Source organism: Acinetobacter sp. Gutcm_16, from assembly GCF_028649355.1.
GTDB classification, from domain to species: Bacteria; Pseudomonadota; Gammaproteobacteria; order Pseudomonadales; family Moraxellaceae; genus Acinetobacter; species Acinetobacter johnsonii.
This window is the reverse complement of the sequence record NZ_JAQSUV010000035.1, coordinates 117,409-130,080: the sequence shown is the minus strand read 5'-3', so window position 1 is coordinate 130,080 and position 12,672 is coordinate 117,409. Positions and strand designations below refer to the sequence as shown.

The following is a 12,672-nucleotide window of genomic DNA, read 5'->3' as shown; positions in this document are numbered from 1 at the left end:
CTAAGCCTTGAGGCTTGGGTTTAATCTCTTTATTTAGTTTTGCGCTTCAGCAATGCTACGATCATGTACCGCTTGTTCGAATAAGCGCTGTTCCTTTTCCTTATGCTCAACAGAGAAGCGAATCATGAGAACAAAACTTGCAGCGATGACCACCAAGCCACCTAAAATCATCAGTGTGGTTTGAATATCCAACATACCTTTGAGTAGGAAACCTGCTGCCACTGCACCAACGTTACCCCCTGCGCCAATGATGCCTGCCACACCACCCAAGGCATCACGATCAATAAAAGGCACCAAGGCATAAGTTGCACCACATGCCATGTGCGTGAACAATGCAAAAACTGTCATTGCAAGAATCGCGAAGATAGGGGTATTCATTTGAGAGAATAGGACGAGGAAAAGACCTTCCAGCAAAATCATGCCAAACAACACTTTGGTACGACCATCAAGCCCTTTTTTGGTTGCAACTTTGTCTGACACAATGCCACCCAGAGCACGAGCGAACAGTGCCAGTAAACCGAAAATACCTGCCGCCATTCCCGCTTCTTTTAAACCAAAGCTAAAGTGGTCAACGTAGTACATCGCGACAATGTTGTGAATAAAAATCTCAATCCCGAAACACGCGGCATAGGCACCAAATAAAATCCAAACACGGTAGTTTTTCGCAGCATGCATCAGAATCGCTACACCACCTTTTTTATCTGAACCAACACTGACACCCTCTGCACGAAGTTCTTTGAAGTTGCCTTGTGGGCAGTCTTGGGTAAATTTCCAATACATCAACCCCACGATCAGCATCAGTACACCCGGAACAATCAGTGCAATTCTCCAGCCCATCGCTTGCTCTACACCAAACATCACTAAGGCACCAAGCATCAATGGCATGAGTACTTGTGTTGCACCACCGCCTGCATTACCCCAGCCTGCTGTCGCTGCGTTTGCAGTCCCGACTACGTTTGGCGCAAACATAATGCTGGTGTGATACTGAGTGATGACAAAGCTTGCCCCAATCGCACCAATCAATAGACGGAAGAACAAGAAGGATTCATAGCTATTTGCAGACGCGACTCCAAACACTGGAATGCTGCCGAGTACAAGAAGTGCGGTATAGGTTTTACGCGGGCCGTATTTATCACACAGCGGCCCCACAATAAGACGAACTAAAATGGTGATCGCGACAGCTGCAATATTAATATTGGCAATTTGATCTTTGGTTAAGTGAAATTCACCCGCAATCACTGGCATCAACGGCGCACAAGCGAACCAAGCAAAGAAGCAGACAAAAAAGGCGAGCCAACTCATATGGAAGGCTCTCATTGCTGCGCCGTTAAAACTGAAAAGACTTATTTTTGTTGCTTTTTTAGCATGTAAATTTGAAGACATAACCTTCTCCAGACTGAACTGAGCGTATAGTTTTTCTACAGCACAAATACTTGCGATGTAGAAGCGATCAGAACGGACGTCGTTGGCCGTCTTACAAATTTGATTTAGAGTCGTCTTTGACTCATTAGGGATAATGCAACGAGTGTGCCAATATTTATAATTTAATTTTAATATGTTGTTTTTTAATGATTTATTTAAAATAAAATCTTATAATTCGATATAATCAGCTCTTTTTTTTTAAAGCACAACAGCTAGTTTTTCCGACTTTTTAAAACACTGCTACCTCTTGGTGCATTTTGCATTATCGATGAGCATCTGTTTTCTCAAATAAACGACATTGCTTTGTTCTAAGCACGACATCTAGAAATTCGCCCTTAGATGTACAAATCGACTGAGAACATCAACACTTCAATTTACTGAATCAATATCCGTAAATTCGTTCATTAAAACTCCGATCACAACATATGCAACATGCATACTTTGTCTGTAATCGCGACGATAAAGATTGACTGCCTGATTCGAGATAAAGCTGGCATTTGTTAAGTTTGGCATTTAAATTGCTTGTACACTTTTAGATCTCATTTTCAGGTTTTCCTGAGCACTGTACAGTATGCCTAAACTGAAAATTGCATTGATTGATGACAATCAAGAACGCGCACAATATATTCGAAGTTCCCTCATCGAACATGATTTCGATGTGGTTGCCTGCCTGATTATCGATCACATCAATATTAGCCGTCTTGAACAATTAAGCGCGGATGTCATTTTGTTAGATATGGACCATCCACAACGTGACATTATTGAAAGCTGTGTAAGTCAATTTAACCTACCCACTGTTTTATTTACTAAAAATAGCCATAAAGACACCATTAAAAGTGCCATAGATGCTGGAGTGACGGCTTATATAGTGGATGGGATCGATCCTTCAAAGTTAGAAAATATTTTAGAAATCTCGATCGAACAGTTTCGTAAACACAAAAAGTTGCTCACAGACTTACAGGATACTAAAAATAAACTCGCCGATCGTAAAGATGTGGAGCGTGCGAAAGTCTTGCTGATGCAATTACATGGACTATCTGAAGATGATGCCTTTCAATTGCTGCGTAAAAATGCCATGAGCCACCGTATGACCATCGGTGAAATGGCAAGACGTCTGTTGGATGCTCAACAGCTTTTACAATCTCAACTCAAGGACTAAGTCATGGCTCAACTCGAAAAGTCACAACTTCATCTGGGCTATATTCCACTTTTAGACTGTGTTCCTTTACTGTGGGCTAAACAACGCGGTTTTTTTGAGGAAGTGGGCTTAGACGTGAGCTTAGTCAAAGAAGCGTCTTGGGCAAGCTTAAGAGATCGTTTGGCTTTTGGTTTTCTAGACGCCGCGCATTGTTTATCTGCCATGTTGCCTGCTGCTGCACTCGCTCAAGATCAACTCGGTATTCCGCTACAAACCCCTCTCGTCTTAAGCTACAACAGTGCTTTTATCAGCTTAAGCCAAAAACTATGCTACGCGCTTGATATCAAAAAAACTGACGATGCAGCCACCACTGCACAAAAAGTTTTTAGCGTCATGCAACATGAACAGTATCTTCCGATTGCCCATGTGTTTAAGCAGTCTATTCATCATTATTGTTTACGCGAGTGGTTGGCGTTGGCCAATCCTGAATTTGCCAAACGCGTACATTTACGCACTTTACCGCCACCGTATATGGTGGAAGCCATTTCAAATCAATTGATCGATGGTTTTTGTGTTGGGGAACCTTGGAACACACAAGCGGAAATTCAAGGCTATAGCCAAATCATTGCGACTGGCTCAGAAATTATTCCTCGCGTCGCAGACAAAGTACTGGCTGTGACTCAAGAATGGGCTATCTCCAATCCTAATACACTTGCAGCCCTCGTCCAAGCCATCCAAAAAGCACAAGTTGAACTTAAACAAATGCAAGATCTTGAGCCTGTTTGGCAAGTCTTGGTCGATTACAACATCATTCGCTTTGCGTGTTCAGCAAGTGTTCACGTCGAAAAATATCACCTGATTCAGAACATCATTCGTAGTTTTATTCCCGAACAAGTCCAGCCGCAAGTTTCGGATTTTGTTTGGCTCACACAACAAATGCAAAAATGGGATGATGTAAATTTAGATAGTGATGAAATTCACGGTATTAGTGAAAATTGCGTCATTTAAGAAAATACTTGATTTTTAAATTATTACTACATGTTACTTAAGACGTAATTACGCACTATTTTGAAACATTTATTCTGAATAATATTTTGAAGTAAATCTGTGATCTAACTTTACTACCACTTTATTAGACATTTTTCTTTAGCTTCCATTTATCTGAGCGTGCTATTTACTCATGCGAAAAGCACGTTAAGATATTTTAAAACATGAAAACAATAGATAAATAATCTTCATCACAACTTCTTTTTTAAACGTCAAACTAACCCAAGGACAGCGGGGGTGCATTATGTTTACCGAGGAAAATCGACATGTTTCTTTATTACATGCGATTAACAAAATACTGATTAAAGACTGGGATCCCCTGTGTATCTATCGCAATCCTGCACTACAAGATGAGTATGAGGAATACTTACCCAGTTTATTTCAATTCATTTGTGAACAAGCCAGTGAAACTGAAATTTTTGAATATTTATGGTGGGTGGAAAATAAGGTTATGGAAGTCAAAGGGAATAAGACCCATACTTTAAAAATTGCACATTTGTTGAAAGATTTACAGGAAGACTAAGCAGATTTTACGCCTGTAAATGCTCAATCAAATCGGTCACCATGTTGCTGTTGACGCAATACTCTTAAGTCTGCAAGCCCAGTATAAATTTCTGCTGCAATCAAGTCGCGGAACTGCTGTAACTGTTCTAGGTTTTCAATATGCATCAAACTTTGTCTGGGCATAAACTTAAAATAAAAAGGCAAGCGTTTCGGAATCAAATGTTTCGGTAAAGATGGAATCACCTCCCCTTTACGTAGCAAGCGACTTAACTGTGGCACTTGTAGCAACTTTTGAAAATATTGGTGCTGAACCACTTTATTTGCATCAAAACCAATATCAAAGACTTCATCTCCGCCCAAAGCGGAAAAGGGTACAATGTCATAGCCAAATTCTTGAGCAAGTTTTAAAAAGCCGTAGCGCTGTTTCCAAATCAGTTGGTACTGTTCGCCCTCACGTTTTAAAACTTCGCGTCCGCCACCAGGAAAAACCAAAATGGAATAGCCTTGTTGCATGGCTTCACGTACATAGGCTGGAACACCATCAACCGCACCAAATTTTTTCACCACACTGCGCCACAGTGGCAAATAAAAATGGCTATGATCAGCAATACTGACCACAGCCACCTGATGCTCATTGTAGAGATAATCAATCAACATAGGTGAATCGAGCACACCATACATAGAATGATTTCCTACATACATTGCAGGTTGTGATGCATCTAACTGTTCAGCACCAATAAATGTCGGTGTGAAATAAACTTTGGATAAAGCACTCAGGCGTTTAATCCATTTTTCATCATGCTCAACCTGCAACATACGGGCTTATGCGACGTGTTTTTTCACAAGCACAGCACCAACAGAGTAACCTGCCCCGAATGAACACAAGACACCGTATTCACCGTCATTGACTTGGTCTGCTGTGCGATGCAACGCAATGATGACACCTGCTGAAGAGGTATTTGCAAATTCATCTAAAATGATCGGCACTAAATCAGGCTGAGCATTTTCTTTGCCTACGACCAATTTCAGAATCAGTTCATTCATGCTGGCATTGGCTTGGTGTAACCAAAAACGCTTCACATCAGTCGGTGCAATGTTGTTTTTCTCAAGTTGCGCTGTAATCATTTTGGCAACCAGTGGACAAACCTCTTTGAACACTTTACGACCGTCTTGAGCGAAACGATTATTTTCAATGTCTGCATCGACTTCACTTAAGTTTAGGAAACCAAAGTTATTGCGGATGTTGTTTGAGAACTGGGTGAATAAGTTAATGTCTTCAATTTCAAAACCAGTTTTGCTGTCGGTTTCTTCAATGATTGAAGCCGTTGCAACATCACCAAAGATAAAGTGGCAATCACGTGAACGGTAGTCGGTATGACCAGAGGTGATTTCTACATTCACCAATAATACACGGCGTCCGCCCGCTTTAATCGCATCATACGCTTGTTTAATGCCAAAGGTTGCGGCCGAACATGCCACGTTCATGTCGTAGGCATAGCCTTGAATACCCAATGCTGTTTGGATTTCAATTGCAACAGCCGGATAAGCACGCTGTAAATTAGAACACGATAAAATTACCACATCGATATCTTCTGCAGTCACGCCTGCATTTTCCATCGCTTGTTTTGCAGCGATTATGCCCCATTCGGCTTGAATCGAGAGTTCATCATTTGAACGTTCATGTAACAATGGACGTAAACGCTTCGGATCTAAGATCCCTGTTTTCTCAACCACATAACGACGTTTTACACCAGATGCTTTTTCAATAAACTCTGCGCTTGACCCACGACGGGCTTCCAACTCGCCCGAAGCAATTTTGTCAGCATTGTCTAGGTTATACTGTTCCACATAAGCATTTAAACTTTCAACTAACTCTTCATTGGTAATGATGTCTTCAGGATGATAAAGACCCGTACCTGTAATGCGGATGCCCATGTAAAACTCCTTCTTTAAATTACCTATATCTTAACTGATTCCAAGCTTTTCCCATACTTTTTGCAAGCGAGTCGGAGAAATGGGCATCTTTGTCTTCATCGGTTGAGAGAATAAAGAAATCCGAAACTCCTCAACCATGAAATACAATTCTTTAAGGCGAGTGTCATTTTTAAACTTAAATAATTTTTCCATCCACGGGTCAACTTGATCAATGGCAGAATTATCCCTCTGTAGGTTATTGGGCAGGCGCTCCAAACGCAAGACCAATGCTTTCAAATATCGAGGAAACTCAAGCCAGATGTCGGAAGATTTCACATAAACAAAATTTGATAAGCACATCAAATCTAGCTGATCTTCAACATCATCAATATTTTTCCCAAACACTGCATCATCTAAAACCAACAGTTTTCGACGTATATCCTGCCATTGAATATAGATCTCTGTCACATCTGCCAGTGCTTTTTGCCCATGGGTCAGAAATGTTTTTTTGACATTTGCAAGCAAGTTTTCAAACTCTTGTGCATTAACAGGCAGTTCATTAATCGACATTTGCAGTGTGGCATAAACTAACATTTGCTCCAGCTTCGCCTTATCGCCCAAAGGTGAATACGCCAATGCCAACGGTTTGGAAATTTGCTTTTTCAACTGACGGACCAAATCCCCTAGTTGTATATGCACCAAACGAAGTACACCCTCGCGGTGCTGTTTAATCGCCTCAGCTTGATCATTAAAAGTCTGAATCACGACACCGGACTCATCCTTTTGTTCCAATGCTGCAAAGGCCTTGGTCGGGACTAAAGCTTGATACTGCTTCACCACCACGCCCGTCACTTTTTGTGATGCTTCAAACACAAAATTTTCAGGGAAAGCTTGAAACTCTCCTTTGAGCTGTTTGACTGGACTATGAGTTTCTGTTCGGCAACGCGCTTTTAACTCAGATAAATCACGACCTTGTTCAATCACACGGCCTTTGTCATCAATGACTTTAATCAGCGGCAATAAATATTGTTCAACCCGATCAAAGCTAAAGTCTTTTTCAGAGATTTGTTCGCCACGTAACTGGAAGGCTAAAAAACTAAAAATATGCTGCTGCAAATGCATCGCATCTACTTTCGCCATTAGCTTTGCAGCCGTATCAGGGATAGGCACCAAATGACGTCGTTTATCTTTAGGCAGCGCCTTGAGTAACGCCTCCATTAAATCCTGACGCCAACCGGGAATACCCCAAGACCACAAGTTTTCATCCACCTGAGGCAAAGCTTGCAACGGAATTTTTACTGTTGCACCATCTTCGTCATGGCTTGGATCAAAACGGTAACTGGCCGCAAGGCGCAGTTCGCCATTGCGTAAAAAATCAGGAAACTGCTGCGTGGTTGGACGGTCATTCATCCACAGCGCATCATCATCGATAAATAAATAACGTGGGTTTTGCGGTTCAACCGTTGCACGCCAGTCTTCAAAACTACGACGGCTTGCGACCTCTTCAGGAACTTTAGCCGCATAAAACTGGTAAATGGTTTCTTCATCTACCACCAAATCACGGCGGCGTAGCTTATCTTCGACCCGCTCTACTTCTTCAAGTTTAAGCAGGTTGTGTTTTAAAAATGGTGGCGTAATGCCCAAATGCCGTGTCGTCAGTGCATCTCGAAGGAAAATTTCATGTGCTGCAACATGGTCGACTTTTTCATAGTTGATTTGACGTTTCGGCTCAATAATTAAGCCAAATAGTGAAATTTGGTCATAGGCATTGACCACACCTGCTTTTTTCGACCAGTGCGGCTCAAAATAGTGGTGCTTCAGCAAATCACCTGCTGCAAGCAAAATCCACTCAGGTTCAATTTTTGCTAGTGTACGAATGTAGACCTGTGAGGTTTCTACCATCTCAAAAGCCATGACCCAAGGCGTATTGGTCTTATGTAAGGTAGATGCTGGAAAAATGCGGGCCTTTTGCTGACGCACCGCCATAAACACATTGCGTTCATCGGTTTTATTGGCAATAAAAGACAACAAACCTGTTAAAAGTGCACGGTGTAAATTTTCATAACTGGCTTTTTTCTCATTAAAAGACAGCTTTAAGCCTTTTGCCAAATCAACCAATTGCTCATGAGTTTTCTTCCACTCACGTAGACGCAACCAACTTAAAAAGTGATTACGCGCAAAAGTACGGCGTTTGTTTTCACTCATGTCTCGGTTGGCAACCAGCGCTTCCCAAAGTTTGATATAAAATAAAAAGTCAGAATCGGCTTCACGGAACAACGCATGTTTTTGATCTGCCTGCATTTGTTTATCCGCAGGGCGTTCTCGTGGGTCTTGTACGGCCAAGGCAGCAACGATCACCAAGACTTCATTCAACACGCCAAAATGTGCCCCACCCAAAATCATACGGGCCAAACGTGGGTCAATTGGCATTTTGGCCATTTGTTGACCAATTTTGGTTAATCCACCTTGTATGCCTCCTTTACCCACAGAAGAAGATGTTACGGACTGCTTTTCATCTGTAACTTTTGGCGGATTCTTATCAGACATTGCCCCAAGTTCAACCAACAACTTACGACCATCGTTGACTAAACGATGATCTGGCGGCTCAATAAAATCAAAATCTTCTAAAGCTCCCAGCCCTAAACTTTGCATCTGCAAAATAACTGAAGCTAAGTTCGTTCGCTTAATTTCGGGTTCGGTAAACTCAGGGCGGCTTTGAAAGTCTTCCTCAGAATACAAACGAATACATACACCTGGGGCAATACGACCACAACGACCTTTACGCTGATTTGCTGCTGCTTGTGAAACCGCTTCAATCGGTAAACGCTGTACGCGTGAACGATAGTTATAGCGAGAAATACGCGCAAAACCACTGTCAATCACATAACGAATATTGGGTACAGTCAACGCTGTTTCTGCAACGTTGGTGGCGATAATAATGCGTCGCCCACCACCCGATGGATTAAAGATTTTTTGTTGTTCAGCTAAGGCCAAGCGCGCATACAAAGGTAAAATTTCTGTATGTCGCGGCCCATGCTTTTGCAAAGTTTCTTGTAATTCACGAATCTCTTGTTCAGTGCTGGCAAAAATTAAAGTATCGGCATATTCAGGATGGCCTTTTTCTTGCGCATCCCGAAAACACTCCTCCACAGCTTGCACGACAGCACGAGGTAGGTTTTCTTCAAAGTCATCAAACTCATCATCATCACTACCGACAATACTCATCTCAGAGACTGGGCGATAACGTAGTTCGACTGGAAAGCTACGACCTTCTACTTCAAAAATAGGTGCATTGTTAAAGTACTGACTAAAACGGCTTACATCTAAAGTTGCGGAGGTGATGATGACTTTTAAATCTTTACGGCGGGGTAATAGCTGTTTGAGATACCCCATGATAAAGTCGATATTAAGCGAACGCTCATGCGCTTCATCGATAATAATGGTGTCGTATTTATTGAGATAACGGTCATTGGCCAGCTCCGCCAGCAAAATACCATCCGTCATTAAACGAATGATCGAATCCTGCGACCCTTGTTCATTAAAACGAACTTTAAAAGAAATAGACTCGCCAAGTTTCTCACCAACTTCTTCCGCAATACGCTGGGACACACTACGTGCAGCCAAACGACGTGGCTGTGTGTGACCAATCAGACCGGTTAAACCACGACCCGCCAACATCGCAATTTGCGGTAGCTGTGTGGTTTTACCCGAACCCGTCTCCCCTGCAACGATAATCACTTGGTGCTCTTGAATGGCATCAATTAACTTATCTGCATACTGCGTAACAGGCAGGTCTTGATTCAGTTTAATATTCGGAATGCGTTCAATACGCTCTAGAACTTTTAAATGCGACTGTTCAAATAATGCTTGATATTGCTTTTCGTTGGCATCTTTTCCTTTTTTGAGTCGGTTTAAACGATAACGGTCTTTGACCATCACCAATTGCTCTATATTTAAAGGACGCTGCACAGAAAAAATACCTACATCAAAAACATCAATCGCTTAGTTTACGTGGTAATACAGCGAAGCGAAAGTACAGCATAATTTTTTAATTTTAACTTTTTTTCAAATATCCCCTTGAATTTTAAGCCTAGGGACATCATGTCTGTAGACGAGTTGCGGAATAGATGATTTTGTCATTTGGTCATCATATTTATCATGCTAAATGAACAGAATGATCACATTCGCTGAAATAGTCTGGAGTAAGATTCGGTTTTTCCGATTCTTGTAATGTAAAAATACTGTTTCAGCAATAACAAAAATTTCGATACCCTATTCAACATTAAATACAAACCCCAATCATGGAGACAATGATGAGCTTGATTAATACTGAAGTAAAACCATTCGCAGCTACTGCATATCACAACGGTCAATTTGTTGACGTAACTGAAGCAGATCTTAAAGGCAAATGGTCTGTAGTATTCTTCTACCCAGCTGACTTCACTTTCGTTTGCCCAACTGAACTTGGTGACCTTGCTGACAACTACGCTGAATTCCAAAAATTAGGCGTGGAAATCTACGGTGTTTCTACTGACACTCACTTCACTCACAAAGCTTGGCACGACACTTCTGAAGTTATTGGTAAAATCCAATACCCATTAATCGGCGACCCAACTTGGACTCTTTCTAAAAACTTCGACGTTCTAATCGAAGCTGCTGGTCTTGCTGACCGTGGTACTTTCGTAATCGATCCAGAAGGTAAAATCCAGATCGTTGAAATCAACGCTGGTGGTATTGGTCGTGATGCTCAAGAATTACTTCGTAAAGTTAAAGCAGCTCAATACGTTCACGCTCACCCAGGTGAAGTTTGCCCAGCTAAATGGAAAGAAGGCGAAGCAACTCTTGCTCCTTCAATCGACCTAGTAGGTAAAATCTAATCTAAATTAGATTGAACACATAAAAAACCACGCTTTTTAGCGTGGTTTTTTATGGCCAAGATAACAGCACAATATGACTAGAAAGAGAAAAATATAGAATAAGAAAGAGCTATCCTTTATGCGCTACACATAATTCATGACTGGAATTCAGTGCGTGTACCCGCTACAGTAGAATGAATACATGCAGCTCTTTGAAGAAGAAAAATGACTTATCAAGTTCATATGATTGATGTGAAAAACCAACTCCAAAACTATATTTGGCTACTGGAACACACCTCATCAAAGCAAGTCGTGGTGGTTGATCCAACTGAGGCTGGATTAGTTCAAGATTATTGCACTGAACATGGCTTAAGCATTACTCAAATTTGGCTGACTCATTGGCATAAAGACCATATTGGCGGTGTCGCTGACCTGCTTGCGAGTCGGAATATTCCTGTGTATGGGCCACGTGAGGAATTATCTAAAATTCCATTCATCACCCATGCATTGATGGATGATGACTATTTTTCATTTCATGATTTACATGTCGACGTTTTAGCAGTTCCTGGCCACACACTGGGCCATATTGTGTACTTTATTGAATCCATCCAGACTTTATTTTGCGGTGACACCCTGTTTGCTATGGGCTGTGGGCGAGTGTTTGAAGGTACACATGAGCAGATGTACCATTCGCTCAATCGTTTAGCAGCTTTGCCTGCCGAAACCAAAGTCTATTGTACGCACGAATACACGCTCTCTAACGCGAAGTTTGCCAACCATGTCGAACCAGACAATATCGCTATTCAAGAGCGTTTAGATCGTGTCGAAACCATGCGCTATTTGGGCCAATGCACCCTTCCTAGCAGTATTGAGATCGAACTTGAAACCAATCCTTTTTTACGTACAGAAAATGTTGAAGAGTTTAAACGACTGCGTGATCTGAAGGATCAGTTTTAATTGGTCTCCCCCTTCTAGAGACTGCTGACGAACGCAGTCTCCTATTATGTATGTATGCTTCTATTGAGTTAAAACGATCAGTTGGGGCTTCCCCCTTAACCTTTGAGCTCTCAAAGTTTCAACCAATGCAGTTTCAAGCCACACGATGCCAGAATCGAGTGATCACGACCAAGACTGGATGATAATACTGTCTCAAAATACCCAGACTTTGAAAAAAATCATTACATTTCTATTTACGACAAAATATTTCTCTATCACGAACGCACATAATTCCATTGTATTGAGACTCATCTCAAAATATTATTATTTTTCATCATGATAAAATTATTTTAAACAATGAAAAACTATCGTTTATGCTTTCTATACGTTTTCGCCTTAGTTTAGATTGCTTTAAATAGAGACAAAAACAAAAATATATATAAAAATACCCTTTAAAAAAGCGTGAAATATCCCTATTAATAATTTATCAGTGAAAAAGGAATATCCTCGTGAAAAAAGTAGTGAAAGCAAAAAACCTCATCGCCTTTCGTATTTGGCTAGAGAAATTAGGTTATTCAGTTAAAACCTTAGCAGACAACCGTGGCTTTACTTTTAGCTTTAAAAAAGAATATGGGCTAGTGACTTGCGACCTAGCGGGCAATAACTTAGCCATGCAGCTCGGTGAAGAATTCGAAGACCATTTGAAAGCCTAAAATTGCTCCATACTTACTTCGCGTGATGAATCAAAATTTAGCCCCTTAAAGGGGCTTTTTTTATATATGAATCATCTATTAAATTTTAGGCAATAAAAAAGCAAGGCTTAATACCTTGCTTCATTACTGATGGTGGGGACGG

The 12,672-nt window shown here is 41.2% G+C and carries 10 protein-coding genes; 6 read left to right on the top strand and 4 right to left on the bottom strand.

The features are described 5' to 3' along the window. Positions 1-33: 33 nt before the first annotated feature. Positions 34-1,383 (bottom strand): MFS transporter, encoded by a 1,350-nt coding sequence (locus PTT44_RS13020; RefSeq protein ID WP_058869915.1) that lies wholly within the window; start codon positions 1,381-1,383, stop codon positions 34-36. Between the two features lie 610 nt (positions 1,384-1,993). Here PTT44_RS13020 and PTT44_RS13015 point away from each other — a divergent pair. From PTT44_RS13015 to PTT44_RS13005, 3 genes are all read left to right on the top strand, one after another. Next, on the top strand, positions 1,994-2,581 hold the full coding sequence (locus tag PTT44_RS13015) for an ANTAR domain-containing response regulator (protein WP_004696311.1): 588 nt from the start codon (positions 1,994-1,996) through the stop codon (positions 2,579-2,581). Positions 2,582-2,584: 3 nt separating this feature from the next. Next, positions 2,585-3,568 (top strand): ABC transporter substrate-binding protein, encoded by a 984-nt coding sequence (locus tag PTT44_RS13010; protein WP_168158898.1) that lies wholly within the window; start codon positions 2,585-2,587, stop codon positions 3,566-3,568. Between the two features lie 283 nt (positions 3,569-3,851). Next, positions 3,852-4,130, top strand: a complete 279-nt coding sequence (locus PTT44_RS13005) for a hypothetical protein (RefSeq protein WP_168158899.1) — start codon at positions 3,852-3,854, stop codon at positions 4,128-4,130. Between the two features lie 23 nt (positions 4,131-4,153). Here the strand turns inward: PTT44_RS13005 and PTT44_RS13000 are convergent, their stop codons facing one another. Genes PTT44_RS13000 through hrpA form a run of 3 tightly spaced genes read right to left on the bottom strand, consistent with a single transcriptional unit; the run spans position 4,154 to position 9,994 of the window. Further along, positions 4,154-4,927: a 1-acyl-sn-glycerol-3-phosphate acyltransferase gene (locus PTT44_RS13000; protein WP_171527531.1), complete on the bottom strand. Its 774-nt coding sequence runs from the start codon at positions 4,925-4,927 to the stop codon at positions 4,154-4,156. 6 nt (positions 4,928-4,933) lie between these two features. After that, a complete protein-coding gene (locus tag PTT44_RS12995) occupies positions 4,934-6,046 on the bottom strand; it encodes a beta-ketoacyl-ACP synthase III (RefSeq protein WP_148825780.1) in 1,113 nt (370 codons plus the stop codon). 30 nt (positions 6,047-6,076) lie between these two features. Continuing rightward, positions 6,077-9,994: an ATP-dependent RNA helicase HrpA gene (gene hrpA, locus PTT44_RS12990; protein WP_168158900.1), complete on the bottom strand. Its 3,918-nt coding sequence runs from the start codon at positions 9,992-9,994 to the stop codon at positions 6,077-6,079. 344 nt (positions 9,995-10,338) lie between these two features. Between hrpA and ahpC the strand changes: the two genes are divergently transcribed. The 3 genes from ahpC to PTT44_RS12975 all read left to right on the top strand — a co-directional run bounded on the left by ahpC (position 10,339) and on the right by PTT44_RS12975 (position 12,530). Continuing rightward, positions 10,339-10,902 (top strand): alkyl hydroperoxide reductase subunit C, encoded by a 564-nt coding sequence (ahpC, locus tag PTT44_RS12985; RefSeq protein WP_004982189.1) that lies wholly within the window; start codon positions 10,339-10,341, stop codon positions 10,900-10,902. Between the two features lie 204 nt (positions 10,903-11,106). Then, positions 11,107-11,838, top strand: a complete 732-nt coding sequence (gene gloB / locus PTT44_RS12980; protein WP_168158901.1) for a hydroxyacylglutathione hydrolase — start codon at positions 11,107-11,109, stop codon at positions 11,836-11,838. 488 nt (positions 11,839-12,326) lie between these two features. Beyond that, positions 12,327-12,530: a hypothetical protein gene (locus PTT44_RS12975; protein WP_004696295.1), complete on the top strand. Its 204-nt coding sequence runs from the start codon at positions 12,327-12,329 to the stop codon at positions 12,528-12,530. Positions 12,531-12,672: the final 142 nt, after the last annotated feature.

Excerpts from the sequence above, each read along its gene's own strand:
- PTT44_RS13020 (WP_058869915.1), bottom strand. The coding sequence starts at position 1,383 with ATGTCTTCAAATTTACATGCTAAAAAAGCAACAAAAATAAGTCTTTTC.
- PTT44_RS13015 (WP_004696311.1), top strand. The coding sequence starts at position 1,994 with ATGCCTAAACTGAAAATTGCATTGATTGATGACAATCAAGAACGCGCA.
- PTT44_RS13010 (WP_168158898.1), top strand. The coding sequence starts at position 2,585 with ATGGCTCAACTCGAAAAGTCACAACTTCATCTGGGCTATATTCCACTT.
- PTT44_RS13005 (WP_168158899.1), top strand. The coding sequence starts at position 3,852 with ATGTTTACCGAGGAAAATCGACATGTTTCTTTATTACATGCGATTAAC.
- PTT44_RS13000 (WP_171527531.1), bottom strand. The coding sequence starts at position 4,927 with ATGTTGCAGGTTGAGCATGATGAAAAATGGATTAAACGCCTGAGTGCT.
- PTT44_RS12995 (WP_148825780.1), bottom strand. The coding sequence starts at position 6,046 with ATGGGCATCCGCATTACAGGTACGGGTCTTTATCATCCTGAAGACATC.
- ahpC (WP_004982189.1), top strand. The coding sequence starts at position 10,339 with ATGAGCTTGATTAATACTGAAGTAAAACCATTCGCAGCTACTGCATAT.
- gloB (WP_168158901.1), top strand. The coding sequence starts at position 11,107 with ATGACTTATCAAGTTCATATGATTGATGTGAAAAACCAACTCCAAAAC.